The organism is Streptomyces sp. NPDC005483 (genome assembly GCF_040606035.1).
Classification (GTDB): Bacteria; Actinomycetota; Actinomycetes; order Streptomycetales; family Streptomycetaceae; genus Streptomyces.
In genome coordinates, this window is record NZ_JBEXEA010000004.1 from 107,314 (window position 1) to 124,939 (window position 17,626).

The following is a 17,626-nucleotide window of genomic DNA, read 5'->3' on the forward strand; positions in this document are numbered from 1 at the left end:
ACGAGCGCAATTCGAGATCTCGAACAGATGGGGCAGGGAATGGGACGACCTGACCTGAGCCGCAGGCAACTTCTCACCGCGGCCGGCGGATTGACCGTCGCGGCGAGTTTCGGCTTCGCCGCCCTCGGCACCGGCGCCGACGCGCTCGCCTCCGGCGCGGACACCCGGGTGCGCTACTGGAACCTCTTCAGCGGCGGCGACGGCGCCAACATGATCGCGATGCTGGACGCCTTCCGAAAGGCCCATCCGGACATCGACGTGAAGGACTCCACCCTCCAGTGGGGCAACCCCTTCTACACCAAGCTCGCCATGGCGGCCGCGGGCAACCGCGCACCCGACCTCGGCGTCATGCACATGGGCCGGGTCACCGGCTTCTCGCCCGGCCGCCTCCTCGACCCGTGGGACGTCGACCTGCTCGCCAAGTACGGCGTACGGGAGCAGGACTACAACCCCGCGCTGTGGAAGCGCGGCGTCATCGACGGCAAGCTCTACGCCCTGCCGCTCGACATCCACGTCCAGCTCTGCTTCTACCGCAAGGACGTGCTGAAGAAGGCCGACCTGCTCGGTGACGACGGCCGGATGATCCCGGTCACCTCCACCGACGAGTGGTTCGACGTCCTGAAGAAGGCCAAGGCGGCCCAGAAGAAGGGCCTCCAGACGATCGGGCTGTGGACCAACGACCAGAACTTCCAGTGGTGGTTCTTCGTCGCCTTCTACACCCAGCTCGGCGGCACGTGGTTCAACGCCGACAACACCGAGGTCCTCTTCGACCCCGACAAGGCCACCCAGGTGCTGGAGTTCCTCCGCAAGCACGTCACCGACGGATACGTCATCCCCGGCGCCCCCACCGGCGAACAGTTCATCAACGGCGCCCCCTTCACCTGGGAGGGCAACTGGTCCGTGCCGGTCTTCTCCGGCGCCAAGCTCGGCTACGGCGCGACCCCGCTGCCGCCCGTCTTCGGCAAGCCGGCCACCCACGCCGAGTCGCACGCCTTCGTCCTGCCCCACCAGGCGAACCGCGGGGGCGCCACCAACGAGGGCGCCCACCAACTCGCCGCGTACGTCGTCACCCACGCCCTGCAGTGGGCGGCCGGCGGACACATCCCCGCGTACACGCCGACGCTCTCCACGGCCGCGTACAAGAAGCTCACCCCGCAGAACGAGTACGTGAGCGCCATGGACCACCAGGCCACCGAGCCGAAGGTGTGGTTCGCGGGCTCCACCGGTGTGCTCGCCCAGGACCTCGGCCCGGTCGTCGTCTCCTCGACGATGGGCTCCGCGAAGCCCGCGTCGGTCGCGCAGACGATGAAGAAACACCTCACCAAGCTCCTCGCCTCGAAGAACCCGATGGACGGCAGGACCGCCGCGCAGGGAGGTGCGGTCGCATGACGACCAGCGCTCAGACCGTTCTCCCGGGCGCACGCGCCAGGACCGCCACCGCGACGGCGACCGTCCGCCGCAAGCAGGGCTTCCAGCACGGGGGTTGGTTCGTCGCCCCGTTCCTCGCCCTCTTCGTGCTGTTCGTGATCTGGCCGCTGCTGCGCGGCGTCTACCTCAGCTTCACGGACGCCAACATCTCCGGGGACGCCGCGAGTTTCGTCGGCCTCGACAACTACCGCGAGGCCCTGCACGACCAGGCGATGTGGGACGCGCTCGGCCACAGCGCGTACTTCACGCTGCTGGTCGTCCCCTGCATCACGGTCCTCGCCTTCCTGCTCGCGATGCTGGCCCACAACATCGAGCGCGCCAAGTGGCTGTGGCGGCTGTGCTTCTTCGTGCCGTTCCTGCTGCCCTCGACGGTCGCCGCCAACATGTTCCAGTGGCTGTTCACCCAGGGCATCGGCCTGATCAACGAGACCTTCGGGATCGACACGCCCTGGCTGACCGACAAGTCGTACGCGATGCTCGCCATCGTCATCGAGACCCTGTGGTGGACCGTCGGCTTCAGCTTCCTGCTCTACCTCGCCGCCCTCCAGGGCATCCCCGACCACCTCTACGAGGCCGCGAAGCTGGACGGCGCCAACGCCTGGCACCGCATGGTCCACATCACGCTGCCGATGCTGCGCAACATCACCGGCCTGGTGATCGCGCTGCAGATCCTCGCCTCGCTGCAACTCTTCGACCAGGCCGTGGTGATGATGGACTTCGGGCCGGGTCCTGAGGTCAGCACCCGCTCCTTCGTCCAGTACACCCTCGAACAGGGCTTCACCAGTTACCGCGTGGGCTACGCCTCCGCGATGTCCATCATCTTCTTCGTGATCATCGCAGTCGTCGCGCTGGCGCGGATGTGGCTGCTGCGCAACCGTGAGGAGGGCGGCCGATGACCACCACCGCCGTACAGGTCCGCAAGAGCCCCCGCAAGCCGTGGACACCGAGCCAGATCATCCTCACGCTGCTCGGCGTCGCCGTCTCCGCCGTGTTCGTGGCGCCGATCGCGGCCGCGCTGTTCACCTCGCTCAAGTCCGAGGCGGAGGCGGCCGAGATCCCGCCGCACTGGCTGCCGAAGGTCTGGACGGTCCAGGCGTGGAAGGCGCTGTGGGAGACCGGCAACATCACCAACTGGTTCATCAACTCGCTGGTGGTGTCGGTCTGCGTCACCTCCGTGGTGCTGACGGTCAGCGCCCTCGCCGGATACGGCTTCGCCCGCACCGAGTTCCGCGGCAAGAACGTCCTCATGGGCATCGTCATGTCGGGCCTGATGATCTCCCCGGCGGTCCTCGGCGTGCCCCTCTTCACCACCGTCCAGCAGATGGGGATGGTCGACACCTACTGGGGCATGATCCTCCCCCAGTGCGCCCCCGCCGCCATGGTCTACATCCTCTACAAGTTCTTCCAGGGCGTCCCGCGCGAGCTGGAGGAGGCGGCCTTCATCGACGGGGCGGGCCGCTGGCGGGTCTTCTTCACGATCGTGGTCCCCCTGGCGAGGCCGTCTTTGGCGGCGGTGGGCATCTTCACCTTCATCGCCTCCTGGAACAACTTCCTGTGGCCCTACATGGTGACCAACAACCCCGACCTGATGACCATGCCGAACGGCATCGCGACCGTCATGAACTCCTACGGCATCCAGTGGGCCCAGCTCATGGCCGGCGGCCTCATGGCGGGCCTCCCCCTGATCATCGTGTTCGTCTTCTTCCAACGCCAGATAGTGGCAGGCGTGGCCCACACGGGCCTGGCGGGCCAGTGACGGCGCACTGCGCTCGCGGGGCGGGGGCGACGGGGCGGTTACGCCCTGGCGGACACCGAGGAGCCATGGCCGCATCGGCCACCTCCGGCATCGGCGTGCCGGTGACAGACGGCGGGTGGTCGTTTCTCGGCGGCCGCCGAGGGGACATGGCCGCTTCGGCTGCGTGCGAGCCGGTGCTCCCGTCTCGCGCGTCGGAGCTCGTCACCGGCCGTGACTTGGCGGTGGCGGCGGGATGGTCGTTTCGCGGCTGCAGGCGAGGGGCCAGGGCCGTGTCCGCCGCCTGGCGCCGCTGCGGCCCGGTGCCCCCGTCGCGGCGCGTCTCGGAGCCCGTCGCCGGCCGTGGCCTGGTGGCGGTCCTGGTCGGGGCCGCCGCTTCCGGTTCCCGGGGTGGTCCCGCGCCCCCCGGGACGCCGCGCCGCACCCGGTCCCAGCAGGCCGTCACCCACGTAGGGAGCCCCAGTTGAAGTGCCTCAGACTTGCCACCGTGCTGACCGCCGCACTCATCGCACTCGTGCCGGCCACGGCACAGGCGGACACCAGTTATCCCGACCCCCGACCGATCACCGGTCAGCAGATCATCCACGACCCGAGCGTCATCCCGCTCAAGTCCGGCGGCTACGTGGCCTATTCGACCGGCGGGATCATCGGCGCCCGGCTGTCCAAGGACCTCACGCACTGGACCGACGCCGGCAACGCCTTCGTCGAGCCGCCGAGTTGGTGGTACGAGTACAACGACACCGGTGACCCCTGGGCGCCCGACCTCTCCTACCGCGCGGGACGTTACTGGCTCTACTACGCCCTCTCGTCCTGGGGCACCAACCACTCCGCGATCGGCGTGGCCACCTCCCCGTCCGGCCTCCCCGGCACCTGGACCGACCAGGGCAAGGTCTTCACCTCCGAGACCACCGACTCCTGGAACGCCATCGACCCGGCGGTCATCCGGGCGGACGGCAGGCTGTGGATGTCGTTCGGCTCGTACTGGACCGGCATCCGCATGGTCGAGCTCAGCCCGGCCACCGGAAAGGCCCTCCCGGGAGCCACCGTCCACCACCTGGCCACCCGCCCCGACGCCCCGTACGCGATCGAGGGCCCGTCCATCGTGAAGCACGGCCGCTTCTACTACCTCTTCGCCTCCTACGACGCCTGTTGTGCCGGAGTGAACTCCACGTACAAGATCAGGGTCGGAAGATCCACCACGGTCACGGGCCCGTACGTCGACAGCACGGGCACGCCGCTGCTGGAGGGCGGCGGCGACCTGCTGCTGGCAGGACACGGGAGGTACATCGGCACGGGAGGCGAGTCGGTCTTCCGCACCCGCGGCCAGGACTGGCTGGCGTACCACTACTACGACGCAGAGGACAACGGCACACCGAAGCTGGGCCTGAACAGGCTCGGCTGGGTGCGTGACTGGCCGGTTGTCAAGTAATTCCGTTTCTGAAAGGTCTCCATGAGCAAGCCCACCGCCCGCTTCACCCTCGACCCCGCCTTCACCGTCGGCGAAGTGAACCCCCGTCTCTTCGGCTCCTTCGTCGAGCACCTCGGCCGCTGCGTCTACACCGGCATCTTCGAACCGGACCACCCGACCGCGGACGACAAGGGCCTGCGCAAGGACGTCCTGGAACTCGTCCGCGAACTCGGCGTCACCGCCCTGCGCTACCCCGGCGGCAACTTCGTCTCGGGCTACAAGTGGGAGGACTCGGTCGGCCCCGTCGGGAACCGCCCGCGCCGCCTGGACCTCGCCTGGCACTCCACCGAGACCAACCGCTTCGGCCTCTCCGAGTACATCGACTTCCTCCGCAAGGTCGGCCCCCAGGCCGAGCCCATGATGGCCGTGAACCTCGGCACCAGGGGCGTCGCCGAGGCCCTCGAACTCCAGGAGTACGCCAACCACTCCGAGGGCACCGCCCTGTCGGACCTCCGAGTCGCCCACGGCGACAAGGACCCCTTCGGCATCAAGCTCTGGTGCCTCGGCAACGAGATGGACGGTCCCTGGCAGACCGGCCACAAGACAGCCGAGGAGTACGGCCGGATCGCCGCGGAGACGGCCAGGGCCATGCGGCAGATCGATCCCGGCGTCGAACTCGTCGCCTGCGGCTCCTCCAGCCAGTCCATGCCGACCTTCGCCGAGTGGGAGGCGAAGGTCCTGGAGGAGACGTACGACCTGGTCGACTACGTCTCCCTGCACGCCTACTACTGGCCCGAGGACGGTGACACCGACTCCTTCCTCGCCTCCGCCGTCGACATGGAGTCGTTCATAGCCAACGTTGTCGCGACCGCGGACCACGTGGGCGCGAAGCTCAAGTCGAAGAAGAAGATCAACCTCTCCTTCGACGAGTGGAACGTCTGGTACCTGCCCGAGTGGGAGCAGCGCGCCAAGGAGTTCGAGCGCGACGACTGGCCCGAGGCGCCCCGCCTCCTGGAGGACAACTACAGCGTCCTGGACGCGGTCGTCTTCGGCTCGCTCCTCATCGCCCTGCTGCGGCACGCCGACCGCGTCACCGTCGCCTGCCTCGCCCAGCTGGTCAACGTGATCGCCCCGATCATGACCGAGCCGGGCGGCCCGGCCTGGCGCCAGACGACCTTCTTCCCGTTCGCCCAGGCCTCGCGGTACGGCCGCGGCGAGGTCCTCGACGTTCGGGTCGACTCGCCGACGTACGAGACGAGGAAGTACGGCGAGACGGACCTCCTGCACGCCACGGCCGTGCGCGCCGAGGACGGCACGGTCACCGTCTTCGCCGTCAACCGCAGCCAGAACGACGCGCTGCCGCTCGAAGTCGCCCTGAACGGGCTCGACCTGACGAGCGTCGTCGAGCACAGCGTCCTCGCCGACGCCGACCCGGACGCCCGCAACACCCTCGACGCCCCCGACCGGGTCGCCCCGCACGCGGCCGAGGGCACCGCGCTGACGGACGGCACCCTCACCGCCGTACTGGAGCCGCTGTCCTGGAACGTGATCCGGCTGAGCTGAGCGGGGTTCCCGAGGGCGTCAGCAGGTTTCGCGCAGGAACCCGTCGGCGCCCTCGGGGGCGACCTCCTCGTCCCGGCGCACCACGCTGAGGGTCCCGCTCCAGTCGGCGCACGCCGTGGTCAGGCCCTTCTTCGTGTACTCGACCACGAGGACGTTGTCGTCGAAGGCGTCGGCGAAGGTGCCGCACTCGTCGTACTCCGCGCACTCCTCCACGATGGCGAAGTCCACGCCCAGCGAGGCACGGTCGGAGACGAGCTCCGCGGTGTTCTTCTGCGCGACCGCCAGCCCCTTGGCATGGGCGTGCGCCACCAGCAGCTTCATCAGGGCCTCGGCCTGGGCGGCCTTGAGGTACGACGGGAAGCGGGTGAAGGAGTCGTAGTTGTCCGGCTCCACGGCCCGGTAGCCCTTGGCCGCGCAGGTGTCGATCCAGGTGTCCAGCCTGGCGGCGATGCGCTCTCGCTGTGCGGCCGTACGGATGTCCAGGACCGCCTCGTCCCAGTCCGTGTCGTGGACGACCTTCCCGTCGGCGGCGCGCAGCAGCAGGTCGGCGTCCCAGTCGCGCTCCGCGTCCGACTCCGCCTGGAAGGCGTTGATGTTGCAGATGTTGTAGAGCCCGGGCGCGGGCGCGTCCTCATAGCTGCGGCTCACCACCCGGACACCGGCCGCCGGAGGGTACGCGCCGCCGATCTGGTAGTCCCAGGGCACGTGCCGGGGCGGGAGCGTCACGGCGGCGGGGGCCGTGGCGGTGGTTGCCGGCTCGCTCGGTGACGGGGACGCGCTCTCGGGGTCCGAACCGGCCCGCACCGCCGCGATGCTCAGCCCGGTGACGGCCAGGGCCGCGACGAGACCGACGAGGACGCGCCGCCGGAGCCCTCGGCGGGGTGGGCCGGAGCGGGCCGGGGAGAGCTGGTGATGGGTCGCCGCGGAGCCGGACGGGCCCGGCGGCACCGGTGCGGCCGGCGCGACCGACCCGGCCGACGCGTCGGTGTCCGGCAACGCCCGCAGCAGCTCGTGCAGTTCACCGAGTTCCGGCCGGGCTGACGGGGCCTTGTCCAGGCAGCGTACGGCGATGCCGCGCAACGGTTCCGCGACCCCGTCCAGGGCCGGCGGCTCGTACATCACCTGGTAACCCGTCAGATACGGGCTGCTGCCGTCGAACGGGCGGCTGCCGGTGGCCGCGTACACCAGCAGCGACCCCAGGGAGAAGACGTCCGAGGCGGCGGTGACCTCGCGCGGCGCGGCGAACTGCTCCGGGGACATGAAGGGCGGGGTGCCGATCAGCCGCCCGGTCACGGTGAGCGCCTCGTTGTCGACGGCGTACGAGATGCCGAAGTCGATGACCCGGGGCCCGTCCTCGGCCATCAGGACGTTGCTCGGCTTGAGGTCCCGGTGCACCATGCCGACCCGGTGGATGTCCCGCAGCGCCTCGACGAGGCCCAGCGCGAGCACCCGCAGCGCGCTTCCGCGCAGCGGGCCGTCCTGGGCCACGACGTCCGCGAGGGTGCGGCCCGGGACGTACAGCGTCGCCATCCACGGCTGCGCGGCGTCCGGGTCCGCGTCCACCACCGGGGCCGTGAACGCCCCGCTCACCCGGCGGGCCGCCGCGACCTCCTGCCGGAAGCGGGTGCGGAACTCCTCGTCCAGCGCGTACGCCGGATGCACGAGCTTGACCGCGACCTGCCGCCCGGATTCCGAACGGCCGAGGTAGACGACCCCCATGCCGCCGCTGCCGAGCCGGTCGACCAGCGCGTAGCCGCCGATGGACTCCGGATCGCCGGGGCTCAGCGGCATCGCGGTCACCCTTCCCGAGTACGGGTGGTCGAAAGTTCAAGGACATCAGGCTAGCGGCCGGGGGAGTCCACCGGTGTCACCGGCACTCCTCCGGCCGAGGCCCCCATCGCCGTCAGCCGTACGTCCTTCGGGCCGGACTCCGTCGTCCCGTCGGACAGCACCGCCAGCGCCAGGGTGTTGGTCCCCCGTGTGCGCAGGATGCCGTTCGGCAGGGCGAAGGTGTGCTGCGGGCCCACGTCGTTGACGTACTGGCCCATGTTCCAGCCGTTGAGGAAGATCTGGACGCGGTAGGCGCGCTCCGGGTCGTCGTCGAGGGTGAGGCCGATGGAGGCGTCGATGCCGGCGTCCACCGCGAGCCGGAACGTCGTCCGGTACCAGGTGACCCCCTGGCGCCGGTCGGCGCGCGGCAACTGGGTGGATTCCCAGTGCTCTTCGGTGAATCCCGGCAGATGCCAGCCCTTGCGTTCCCCGTACAGTCCGCCGTTGTTGAGCGGCCCGCGCACCGGATCGGGTGCCGTCTCACCCTGGATGCGCCAACTCGCCTTCGGGGAACCGCCCTTGAAGGTGACCGCCGACAACCCCCGGGCCACCTTGTGGGAGTCGGCGGACCCGCCGTCCATGTCGTGCGCCATCCGCCGTACGAGGACGGACAGGACACGGGGCGAGCGACCGGAGGGCGGCGGCACGTCAAAGGTGGCCGTCGCCGTCCAACTCCCCTTGCGCGCGGTGCCCTTGTCCGGCACCGGCATCCGGTGCGTGCCCAGCGGCTCCCCGTCCAGCCAGGCCATCAGCAGTCCCTGCGTGCCCGTGCTGTAGGCCAGGGACACCGACTCCAGTTCCTCCGCGCCGGTCAGCCGTGCCCGGTACCAGACGTCGCCGTAGTGGAAGCCGTAGTCGTCGGCGAACAGGACCGGCTGGCCCTTCGGGACCGGGGTGATGCTGTACGAGCCGGTGCGGTCGGCCGTGGTCCAGCCGGAGTCGTCGTAGTCGGGGACGGACTCGAAGTTCTCGGTACGGCGCCGCCAGCCGCCCAGCGCGGGCAGCCGCACCTCGCCCACCGCGGGGATCGGGAGCTGCCCGGGCGTGGGCGGCATGTCGGCGCGCAGGCTCCCCATGGGAGTGACGGAGGCGCGCAGCGGGCGGCCGTTCCAGGTGATCCGGCTCATGCCGCGCGGCCCCCACACCTCCATGCCCGTGCCCTCGACGGTGTCGCCGGTGAGGTGGGCGGTCGCGCCGTCCAGGGTGACCTCGCGCACCAGCGAGGGCCCGTACACGAGGACCGGTCCGGTCGGGGTGTCCACCGGGAACAGCCGCAGGGAGCCGGGGTCGTCGGCGAAGATCAGCAGCAGCGGGGTGTCACTGCCGCCCGCCTCGATCCGCACCCGGGCCGGGCCGCCGACGCCCATCGGCACGGTGATCCTGAGGACGCCGAGGTCGTAGTTCCACGCGGGTTCCGCGTCGCCCCGGGTGACCAGCGGCTCCTCCGGGCACTCCAGCAGGACCTGTGCCATCTCGCCGTGCGGGGCCGTGAACACGGCGACGTCCATCCGCCCGACCTTCAGGCACATCATGGGCTGCGCGGTGGCGAACTTGAGCGTGCGCCCGCCCAATTGGAGTCCTGCGGTGAGCAGTCGGGCGTCATGGGCGGCGACGGTGAACGCCACGTCGATGCCCGCGTCCGGGATCGATGTCGTGATCGCCGCGTCGGTGTCGTTGCGCACGACGTACACATGGGAGCCGGTGTCCGGGTTGGTCAGGTGGTACACCTTCAGCCGCTCGTCGGCGGCCCGCACCGCGTCCGCCCGGTCCAGCTTGGCGAAGTCCGGCACGGTCCGCAGGAGATGGCCGAGCTGGTGCGCCGGGGCCAGCTTCGGCGTCTGCCGGCGCGCCTCGTCGATCGCCGCCCCGTAGTCGTACGACGTGTAGACCTGCGGTGCGGGAAGCCAGCCCCACGAGGTGCCGCCGTAGGTCATGTAGACGTTGTGCACGGTGATGCCGTTGGCGAGGTTGGTGAGCTGGAAGCGCCGCTCGTAGGCCGCGTCCCGGGTGTGACGTGCCGCCGCGTACCCCTTGCCGTCGAAGGTGGCCCCGCCCCACGGGTCGAACCAGCCACCGCCGAACTCCGGCATGAACCCGGGCGTCCTGGGACTGGCCGTGGCCCCGCCCTTCAGACCGCCCTCGCCGAAGTCCCCCCAGTCGGGCGGAACTTCGGAAGGCGCGGGGTACCCGTCGAAGCCGTAGAGCCAACCGCGCTCCTCGCCGCCGGTGTTGAACGACCCGGGGGTCCAGTAGCCGTTCCTGCCCTTGTCGTTGTGGAACAGCGGGACGTCGATCCCGTCGGCGCGCACCTTCTTGTACAGGTGGGACATGTAGTCGCGGCCGAGAGGCTCGTCGACGAACGCGTCGTACTCGTTCTCGAGCTGGTAGAGCAGGACCGTGCCCCGGCCCTTGGTGAACAAGTGCCGGGCGGCGATCGCGTTGACCTCGGTCAGCCACTCGTCGACGTACGACAGATAGGTGGGGTCGGAGGTGCGGGCCCGGCCCGCGGTCGCCGCGAGCCAGCCCGGGAAGCCGCCGCCGTCGACCTCCGCGTTGATGTACGGGCCCGGGCGCAGGATCACGTACAGGCCGGTCTCGGTGGCCGTGCGCAGGAACAGGTCGAGGTCGCGGACGCCGGTGAAGTCGTACTGGCCGGGTCCGGGGGAGTGGTAGTTCCAGGCCACGTACACACTCACCGCGTTGAAGCCGTGGGCGCGCATCTTCTGCAGGATGTCCCGCCACAGCGACGGGCTCGGCAGCCGGAAGGGGTGCATCTCGCCGGACCACAGCACCAGGCGGCGGCCGTCGACCAGCAGCGAGTGCTTGTCGTAGCCGACCTTGTGCCGTACCCGGTCGGCGGCGGGCGCGCCCGGTGCGGGGCCGGTGGGCACGCTGTGGGAGGCGTAGGCCCGGGTGGTCTCCCCACCACTGCCGCTCAGCGCGAAGCCGAGCGCCGTGGTGCCGGCGAGGGCGCTGAATGTACGTCTGCTCAGCTCCAAGGGAGCGCCTCCTGGTCGTGCCGCGCTAGCGCCAGTCCGTCCGTGGGTGTGTGTGGTGTGCCTATTGTGGCGTGGCCATTGTCTCCGGCCGAACGCCGCACAATTGTCGTATGAGGATCTCTGCACGGGCGGACTACGCGGTACGGGCGGTGCTGGAGCTTGCCGTGCGGCAGGGCACGGAGCCGGTGAAGGCCGAGGCCATCGCCGCGGTCCAGGACATTCCGCACAAGTTCCTGGAGGGGATTCTCGGCGACCTCAGGCGCGGGGGGATCGTCGACAGCAGGCGGGGCGGGGGCGGCGGTTACCGGCTCGCGCGCGAGGCCTCGGCCATCACGGTCGCGGATGTCATCCGCGCGGTCGACGGGCCGATCGTGTCGGTGCGCGGCGAGCGCCCCACCGGTCTGGAGTACACGGGTTCCGCACAGCCCCTGCTCCCGCTGTGGATCGCCCTGCGGGCCAACGTCCGCAAGATCCTGGAGGGCGTCACCATCGCCGACATCGCGGGCGACGCGCTCCCCGAGCCGGTCCAGCGGCTCGCGGCCGAACCGGCCGCGTGGGAGAACCCCTGACCTCAGGGGTCCAACTTCCCCTGTTTACACGTGAGTTAGGCCATCACTGGAATGGCTGGAGTTCGCTCTGGCGGTGCCACAGAGCGCTCCCTACGATTCCCTCGCCGCGGTGCTTCACAGAAACCACACAGGTTCTCCACGCTTCAACATGTCAGCGCAGAGGAGAGACCCCCCATGGCAAGTGGACTTCTTCTGGGCGGCGCCATCGCCGCCCTCGTCACCGCGGCGATGCCCGCGCACAACCCGTCCGGCGGGTTCGTCGACCCGCCCCCGGACAAGATCGTCATCAACGTCGCCACGGTGAACGGCTCCGGCTGTCCCGCGGGCACCGCGGCCGTCGCGGTCTCCGAGGACAACACCGCGTTCACGGTCACCTACAGCGACTACCTCGCCCAGGTCGGCGGGAACTCCGACCCCACCGCGTTCCGCAAGAACTGCCAGCTCAACCTGGTCGTGCACGTCCCGTCGGGCTTCACGTACGCCATCGCCGAGGCGGACTACCGGGGCTTCGCCTCACTCCAGTCCGGTGCGAGTGCCGTGCAGCGAGCCTCGTACTACTTCCAGGGCTCCTCGCAGACGGCCGCCAAGACGCACCCCTTCACCGGCGTCTACAACGACAACTGGCAGGCGACCGACACCACCGACTGGGCCCAGCTGGTCTGGGCGCCCTGCGGGGTTCAGCGCAACTTCAACATCAACACCGAGATCCGCGTCAGCGCGGGCACGTCCTCACCGTCCAAGGTCAGTTTCATGACGATGGACTCGACCGACGGGGACATCAGCACCGTGTACCACATGGCGTGGAAGGAGTGCCCCGGCAAGTGAGCGCCGGCGCGTGAGGCAGGGGCCGCCCGCCACTCTCTCCGGGGTGGCGGGCGGCTCGGTGCGTGAGCTCAGTTCTCCACGCCGAGGGTCAGCTTGCCGGAGTAACCGGCGGAGGGGCTGCTGCCCAGGGCGGTCAGGGTCAGGAGGCCGGACGCGGCGCCGCCGTCGTCGTAGATCCCGTCCTGGGCGAGGGTGGTGCGGGTGACCGTGTTGGCCGAGTACGGCGAGAGCGCGCCGACCTTGGCGGTGATCTTCTCGTCGAAGAAGAGCTGGCCGGTGTGGAGTTCGGTGCCGCCGGTGAAGGAGCCGTCGGCGGTGAGGGTGACGTTCACGTGCACCTTCACATGGATGTGCACGCAGCGGCCGATGTACCAGCCCGGGTAGACCGTGGTGATGGCGGCGACGCCCCTGGAGTCGGTCAGGACGCCGCCGCGCAGGAAGGTGCCGCTGTCGGGCTCGTTGTGGCCGTTCTTGCCGACGTAGCCGGAGTACTCGCCGAGCGCGTCGCAGTGCCAGATCTCGACGAGGGCGTTGCTGATCGGGGCGCAGGTGTCGTCGTCCACGACGGTGAGGGCGAGCTTGAGCGGGAAACCGGTCTTGCCCTCGGTGATGTCGGAGCGGACGTACTGGCCGTCGAGGTAGTAGGGGCCTTCGGTCATCTCCCTGGTGAGGGTGCAGACCGCCGCGGCGGCCACGGGAGCGGTGTCGGCCGTCCGTGGGGCGGCGGCGCCGGACGTGGCGGCGCCGACGGCGAGGGTGGCGGCGGTGGCGCCCGTGGCGACCAGGACGGTGCGGCGGGCGATGGCGGCGTGGGCGGGGACGCCCGTCGTGGGGGTCTCGTTCCTGGGGGTGTCTGTCATGGACACGGCACCTTAGAAGTGGTTGCTGTAGGTGAGCTGTCAGTTCGGCAAAGTGAGGGATCGTCAAGTTTCTTGCGAGACAGGTTGCGGTGCCGGGAGGGGTGGGCGCGGTAGCGTATCGGGGCGTATGCCGACAAGGAGGGTAAATGGGGCTTACCGTGCGGGTCGAACGGCGCATCGCGGAGGACTTCCCCGGCCGGGAGGGCGAGGTGGTGGGCGATCTCCTCACCGAGCTGGTCAACCACCTGATTGACCGGGGCGACCAGGAGGACAAGGAACGGATCGCCGCCGCGACGCTGCTGTGCGGACAGGGCCGGGTGGACCGGATCCTCGACGCCGTCCAGCTGGCCAAGGAGGACTGGCGGGACGTGCTGGTGGGGGCGGGGCTGGCGGACGCCGGGTGGAGGGAGCGACTGGAGGCGGACTTCGGACCGGCGGCCTCCGCCGGCTGACCGCGGGTGCGGGGCCGCGCGGCATCCGGGCAGGGCGTCTCCTGGCCGGTGCCGTGCGGCCCCGCCGTCGCAGGTCGCAAACACCTCGCGTACGAGTCGGCCCGCGACCTACGCTCGCCGCCATGACGTCACACGATGTGCCCGCAGGCTCCCGGACCGCCCCCGCTGGTGCCGAACCGGTGATCCGGCAGGAGACCGCCGACGACCACCCGGACGTGCGCGAGGTCCATACGCGCGCCTTCGGCGACGGTGAGCGGGTTCCCGGGCTCGTGGACGCGCTGCGCGTCGCGGAGGCCGCGGTGGTGCCGATGTCCTACGTCGCCACCGTCGACGGCCGGGTCGTCGGGCATGTCCTGCTGAGTGCGGCACGCTTGGACGCGCCGCGCCGGATCGTGGACGTCCTCACCCTGTCACCGCTCGGTGTCGTCCCGGAGTTCCAGTGTCAGGGCATCGGTACGCGGCTCATCGCGCACGCCCTCGCGGCGGCGGACAGCCAGGGGGTGCCGCTGGTGTTCCTGGAGGGCTCGCCGAACTACTACGGCCCGCGCGGCTTCGAGCGGGCCGACGCGGTGGGCTTCCGGTCACCGTCCCTGCGGATTCCCGAACCCGCGTTCCAGGTGGCCCGGTTGTCGGCCCACGAGCCGTGGATGACGGGCACGTTCGTCTACTCGGAGGTCTTCTGGGCCTTCGACTGCGTCGGCCTGCGCGATCCCGGTTCGCTCACTGCGTGAGGGCGAGGTGGGCGAGGAAGGCGGTCCAGGGGGTGGGGGAGGTGGTGAGGTGGGGGCCTTGCGGGTCCTTGGAGTCGCGGATGTGGATGAGGGCGGGGGTCAGGGCGATCTCTACGCAGTCGCCGGAACCGCTGCTGCTGTAGCTGCTCTTGAACCAGGCCAGTTCGGAGGTGCTCATAGATCTCCTCGCATCCGTCGCAACAGGCTTGCCGAGTCCCTGATGGTGAGCGCCTGTGAACGCATCCTGGCATACCTGCTCTGCAGCACGCTGATCCCTTTGGGATCGGAGGTGAGCTGCCCGCTCTCCGGCGCCTCCATGTAGGCGAACCACCTGTTCTGTGGGGTCTCCAGCAATTGCATGGGCCCGTGGAGACCTGCGTGTGACTCGCATACCAACGGCATCACCTGAATCTCGATGTTCCGCAGCTCGGAGACCTCAAGCAGGTGATCGATGAGTGCTCGCGTCGTCTCCGTTCCGCCCGTGCGACGCAGCAGCAGGTGTTCCTCGATGATGAAGCTGTACGCGGTGTTCGGCCGTTCCCGCAGCAGTCGTTGCCGTTCCGCACGGGCCGTCCACTGTGCCTCGATCTGTTCGTCGTCCAGAGGCGGCAACTCGTCGGTGAACAGTTGCCGCGCGTACGCCTCCGTCTGCAACAGCCCGGGAATCAACCGGCATTCGTACGTATAGAGGGTGATCGCGCTCGCCTCCAGCCCCGCCCACTGCCGAAACCACGCCGCCAACCCCGGCTGTCGAGCCAGCTTCGGGAACGACTTCCGCAACGCCCCCGTGTTTCCCAGCACCTCCTCCCCCCGCTGCACCAGCACCAGATCCGGCATCCGGCGCCCCAACTCCACACTCGCCACCGTGTGTTTGGAGAACCCGACCAGATCCCCGAACTCCTCCCGGCTCAACCCCGAGTGCTCCCGCAGGGCTTGCAGCACCGCCCCGAACGTCCGCATGCTGTCCGACGACTCCGGCTCACCGCCACCATCGACCACAGTCGGTCACCTCCCGCGCCCATGGTCACGTTCCGTCACGCGTACTGTCCAGTCCGTGACCGCGTACTCTGTCGCGGCGTACGCGGTGCCGACCTGGAGAAGTTCGCCCCGGAGGCGCCAGATTGGGCCCATGACAGCAGCAGCCACCCCCCAACACCCGGTCACCGTACGTATGTTCACCCAGCGCCTCAGTGCGACCCCGCGCGGCGCCCGCCTCGCCCGCCACCTCGCCCTGAACCAGCTGCACGACTGGGGTATCCCGCACGGCGCCCCGACCGCTGAGAAGGTCGAGGTGATCGTCGCCGAACTCGCCGCGAACGCCGTCACTCATGGCCGGGTGCCGGGCCGGGACTTCGAGCTGCGGCTCTCCCTGGTCACCGGCAGCGTCCGTGTCGAGGTGACCGACACCCGCGCCGAGCCCCTGCCCGCCGTACGACCATCAGGTCCCCTGGCCGATGGCGGCCGCGGTCTCCTGCTCGTCGAGGCGCTGGCCGACCGCTGGGAGGTGCTGGACCGGGAGCCGCCGCCCGGCAAGACGGTCCGGGCCGAGGTGGATCTGCCGGGGTGGCTGGGCGTGGTCGGGCGGGTGGGCTGAACGACCCGGGTCGGCCCGCGGTCATGCCTCTCGGGCCCGCCGGCCACCTGCGAGCGGTACCCCGGAAACCAGTTCGTCGGCCGCCGGGTCGCCGGGTACGTTCGGCCCGTGTGCCGCTACGCCGAAACGACCTACAAGGTGCACTACGCCTGCGTGTCCTGCCGTGTCGCGTTCAAGCGGCATCCCGCACCCACCGGGCATCGATGCCCGCGTTGCTCCGGGGCGATGAGCTGCGCCGGGCGTGACTTCGCGGCGCCTCGGCGGCGGGACGTCAAGGGGTGGAGTGTGGTGGCGGCCGTTCTCGGTGCCGGTCTGCGGTACGAGGGGCGGGAGCCCTGCGGCTGTGGCAGGGAGCCCGAGTTCCGTCCCCGGAGCAGGGCTCAGCTGCGGGCGCGGCGGAACGCGGCGGCGCGAAGCGGGGCTTCCCTCGCGGAAGTGCTGGGGCGTCCGGACCCGGAGGTCCCCGACGACCGCGCCGCCGGGCTTCGCTGACCGCTTACCTCGCGGGTAATCGACCCGGTTCGCCCCGCCTGCCAGGCTCGTCGGCGTACGGAGCCCTACCGACCTGGAGGACGCCATGACCGCCTACGCCATAGCCCACCTGCGGGAAGCCGCGCCGCACCCGGAGATCGCCGAGTACATCGAGCGCATCACCGTCACCTTCGAGCCGTACGGCGGCCGCTTCCTCGTGCACGGCGCGCAGCACGAGGTGAAGGAGGGCGGCTGGCCGGGACATGTCGTGGTGATCGGGTTTCCCGGGATCGGTGAGGCGCGGGCCTGGTGGGACTCCGCCGCGTACCAGGAGATCGCACCGCTGCGTTCGCGGCACATCGCGGGGGACATCATCCTGGTCGAGGGCGTTCCCGAGGGTTACGACCCGGCGGTCACCGCGAAGGCGATGCGGGAGGCGTTCAGCTCGTGAGGTGCGGCCCTGTTCCCCGACTCCCGTGACGTACGGGGCTGTTGGATACTGGGGCGACTGGCGTACGGAAGGGGGAGGTTCGCGTGCCGGACGGACGTGGAGTGGACCAGGCGGAGTTGCTGGGCGTCGCGAAGGACGAGGAACGGGCCCGTAGCCTGCTCCGCGCGCTGCGCACCCTGAGCACCGGGCCCGACCCGAAGCTGCGGGAGATGGCACGCGGTGTGCTGCGCGGCGACCTCACCGCCGAACAGGCCTTCACCGACCCGGAGTACACCGCAGCCCTGTTCTCCGGCGCCGACAGGATCCGCCGCGCGGGGGAGCGGCGTACCGAGGCCGAGGCCCGCGAGGCGGGCGAACGGTTCGGTGCCTGGCAGCAGGCGCGGAGCACCGAGGACGAGCGCGAGGACCAGGACGCGTCCCAGTCCGACGAGGCGCCCCGTCCGGCCCCCCAGCACCCCTCCGGCGCGGGTGAGGTCGGCGGCCCGGGCGGCCTGATCGGCCCCCGCCCGGCGGGCCCCTTCGGCCCACGCTGAGTACCGTCCCTGCGTCGGGTTCCGGCCGGGTCGCCATAGGCCGTAAGCGAGTTGTGCGTGGGTATCGGGTCCTGGCCGGTGGGCGCTCTCGGTCGCGATTGAGCTGCGCGTAGGCGTCGGGTTCCGGTCGGTCGGCTCGTTCGGTCGCTGTTGAGTACC

The 17,626-nt window shown here is 70.2% G+C and carries 17 protein-coding genes; 12 read left to right on the top strand and 5 right to left on the bottom strand.

From position 1 onward, the window contains the following. Positions 1–39: 39 nt before the first annotated feature. The 5 genes from ABZT06_RS09460 to ABZT06_RS09480 all read left to right on the top strand — a co-directional run bounded on the left by ABZT06_RS09460 (position 40) and on the right by ABZT06_RS09480 (position 6,152). Positions 40–1,389 carry an extracellular solute-binding protein gene (locus ABZT06_RS09460; RefSeq protein ID WP_355737338.1) on the top strand — a complete coding sequence of 450 codons (1,350 nt, stop codon included), beginning with the start codon at positions 40–42 and terminating at the stop codon, positions 1,387–1,389. Then, positions 1,386–2,324, top strand: a complete 939-nt coding sequence (locus tag ABZT06_RS09465) for a sugar ABC transporter permease (RefSeq protein WP_355737341.1) — start codon at positions 1,386–1,388, stop codon at positions 2,322–2,324. Before ABZT06_RS09460 ends, ABZT06_RS09465 begins: the two co-directional genes overlap by 4 nt. Further along, a complete protein-coding gene (locus tag ABZT06_RS09470) occupies positions 2,321–3,184 on the top strand; it encodes a carbohydrate ABC transporter permease (RefSeq protein WP_355737344.1) in 864 nt (287 codons plus the stop codon). The genes ABZT06_RS09465 and ABZT06_RS09470 overlap by 4 nt, the downstream gene beginning before the upstream one ends. 460 nt (positions 3,185–3,644) lie before the next feature. After that, positions 3,645–4,610 (top strand): arabinan endo-1,5-alpha-L-arabinosidase, encoded by a 966-nt coding sequence (locus ABZT06_RS09475; protein ID WP_355737346.1) that lies wholly within the window; start codon positions 3,645–3,647, stop codon positions 4,608–4,610. Positions 4,611–4,631: 21 nt separating this feature from the next. Continuing rightward, entirely contained in the window at positions 4,632–6,152 is a 1,521-nt protein-coding gene (locus ABZT06_RS09480) for an alpha-N-arabinofuranosidase (protein ID WP_355737349.1), read from the top strand. 18 nt (positions 6,153–6,170) lie between these two features. Here ABZT06_RS09480 and ABZT06_RS09485 read toward each other — a convergent pair whose 3' ends face one another. Together ABZT06_RS09485 and ABZT06_RS09490 are read right to left on the bottom strand one after the other, a co-directional pair. Further along, positions 6,171–7,943: an endo alpha-1,4 polygalactosaminidase gene (locus tag ABZT06_RS09485; RefSeq protein WP_355737352.1), complete on the bottom strand. Its 1,773-nt coding sequence runs from the start codon at positions 7,941–7,943 to the stop codon at positions 6,171–6,173. Positions 7,944–7,993: 50 nt separating this feature from the next. Beyond that, entirely contained in the window at positions 7,994–10,981 is a 2,988-nt protein-coding gene (locus ABZT06_RS09490) for a beta-galactosidase (protein ID WP_355737355.1), read from the bottom strand. Between the two features lie 110 nt (positions 10,982–11,091). Between ABZT06_RS09490 and ABZT06_RS09495 the strand changes: the two genes are divergently transcribed. Both ABZT06_RS09495 and ABZT06_RS09500 read left to right on the top strand, forming a co-directional pair. Beyond that, positions 11,092–11,550, top strand: coding sequence for an Rrf2 family transcriptional regulator (locus ABZT06_RS09495; protein WP_355737358.1), 459 nt, complete (start codon positions 11,092–11,094; stop codon positions 11,548–11,550). A 174-nt stretch (positions 11,551–11,724) separates the two neighbouring features. After that, entirely contained in the window at positions 11,725–12,375 is a 651-nt protein-coding gene (locus tag ABZT06_RS09500) for a DUF4360 domain-containing protein (protein ID WP_355737361.1), read from the top strand. 68 nt (positions 12,376–12,443) lie between these two features. On the opposite strand, the gene ABZT06_RS09505 is transcribed toward ABZT06_RS09500, so the two are convergent. After that, complete coding sequence (locus ABZT06_RS09505; RefSeq protein ID WP_355737364.1) at positions 12,444–13,235, bottom strand: intradiol ring-cleavage dioxygenase; 792 nt, start codon at positions 13,233–13,235, stop codon at positions 12,444–12,446. A gap of 146 nt (positions 13,236–13,381) precedes the next feature. Here ABZT06_RS09505 and ABZT06_RS09510 point away from each other — a divergent pair, with 146 nt between their 5' ends. Then, positions 13,382–13,687: a hypothetical protein gene (locus ABZT06_RS09510; protein WP_355737366.1), complete on the top strand. Its 306-nt coding sequence runs from the start codon at positions 13,382–13,384 to the stop codon at positions 13,685–13,687. A gap of 179 nt (positions 13,688–13,866) precedes the next feature. Next, entirely contained in the window at positions 13,867–14,418 is a 552-nt protein-coding gene (locus tag ABZT06_RS09515) for an N-acetyltransferase (RefSeq protein WP_355738261.1), read from the top strand. Here the strand turns inward: ABZT06_RS09515 and ABZT06_RS09520 are convergent. Together ABZT06_RS09520 and ABZT06_RS09525 are read right to left on the bottom strand one after the other, a co-directional pair. After that, positions 14,408–14,596 carry a DUF397 domain-containing protein gene (locus ABZT06_RS09520; RefSeq protein ID WP_355737368.1) on the bottom strand — a complete coding sequence of 63 codons (189 nt, stop codon included), beginning with the start codon at positions 14,594–14,596 and terminating at the stop codon, positions 14,408–14,410. The genes ABZT06_RS09515 and ABZT06_RS09520 overlap by 11 nt on opposite strands. Further along, entirely contained in the window at positions 14,593–15,378 is a 786-nt protein-coding gene (locus tag ABZT06_RS09525; RefSeq protein WP_355738264.1) for a helix-turn-helix transcriptional regulator, read from the bottom strand. Before ABZT06_RS09525 ends, ABZT06_RS09520 begins: the two co-directional genes overlap by 4 nt. Positions 15,379–15,547: 169 nt before the next feature. Between ABZT06_RS09525 and ABZT06_RS09530 the strand changes: the two genes are divergently transcribed. From ABZT06_RS09530 to ABZT06_RS09540, 3 genes are all read left to right on the top strand, one after another. Then, entirely contained in the window at positions 15,548–16,012 is a 465-nt protein-coding gene (locus ABZT06_RS09530) for an ATP-binding protein (RefSeq protein ID WP_355737370.1), read from the top strand. 577 nt (positions 16,013–16,589) lie between these two features. Beyond that, positions 16,590–16,934 carry a DUF1330 domain-containing protein gene (locus ABZT06_RS09535; RefSeq protein ID WP_355737373.1) on the top strand — a complete coding sequence of 115 codons (345 nt, stop codon included), beginning with the start codon at positions 16,590–16,592 and terminating at the stop codon, positions 16,932–16,934. Positions 16,935–17,017: 83 nt separating this feature from the next. Continuing rightward, on the top strand, positions 17,018–17,467 hold the full coding sequence (locus tag ABZT06_RS09540; RefSeq protein WP_355737375.1) for a hypothetical protein: 450 nt from the start codon (positions 17,018–17,020) through the stop codon (positions 17,465–17,467). The last annotated feature ends 159 nt before the right edge of the window (positions 17,468–17,626 follow it).

Bases quoted from the DNA above. Each gene is read 5' to 3' on its own strand.
- ABZT06_RS09460 (WP_355737338.1), top strand. From the start codon at position 40: ATGGGACGACCTGACCTGAGCCGCAGGCAACTTCTCACCGCGGCCGGC.
- ABZT06_RS09465 (WP_355737341.1), top strand. From the start codon at position 1,386: ATGACGACCAGCGCTCAGACCGTTCTCCCGGGCGCACGCGCCAGGACC.
- ABZT06_RS09470 (WP_355737344.1), top strand. From the start codon at position 2,321: ATGACCACCACCGCCGTACAGGTCCGCAAGAGCCCCCGCAAGCCGTGG.
- ABZT06_RS09480 (WP_355737349.1), top strand. From the start codon at position 4,632: ATGAGCAAGCCCACCGCCCGCTTCACCCTCGACCCCGCCTTCACCGTC.
- ABZT06_RS09485 (WP_355737352.1), bottom strand. From the start codon at position 7,943: ATGCCGCTGAGCCCCGGCGATCCGGAGTCCATCGGCGGCTACGCGCTG.
- ABZT06_RS09495 (WP_355737358.1), top strand. From the start codon at position 11,092: ATGAGGATCTCTGCACGGGCGGACTACGCGGTACGGGCGGTGCTGGAG.
- ABZT06_RS09500 (WP_355737361.1), top strand. From the start codon at position 11,725: ATGGCAAGTGGACTTCTTCTGGGCGGCGCCATCGCCGCCCTCGTCACC.
- ABZT06_RS09505 (WP_355737364.1), bottom strand. From the start codon at position 13,235: ATGACAGACACCCCCAGGAACGAGACCCCCACGACGGGCGTCCCCGCC.
- ABZT06_RS09510 (WP_355737366.1), top strand. From the start codon at position 13,382: ATGGGGCTTACCGTGCGGGTCGAACGGCGCATCGCGGAGGACTTCCCC.
- ABZT06_RS09520 (WP_355737368.1), bottom strand. From the start codon at position 14,596: ATGAGCACCTCCGAACTGGCCTGGTTCAAGAGCAGCTACAGCAGCAGC.
- ABZT06_RS09525 (WP_355738264.1), bottom strand. From the start codon at position 15,378: ATGCGGACGTTCGGGGCGGTGCTGCAAGCCCTGCGGGAGCACTCGGGG.
- ABZT06_RS09530 (WP_355737370.1), top strand. From the start codon at position 15,548: ATGACAGCAGCAGCCACCCCCCAACACCCGGTCACCGTACGTATGTTC.
- ABZT06_RS09535 (WP_355737373.1), top strand. From the start codon at position 16,590: ATGACCGCCTACGCCATAGCCCACCTGCGGGAAGCCGCGCCGCACCCG.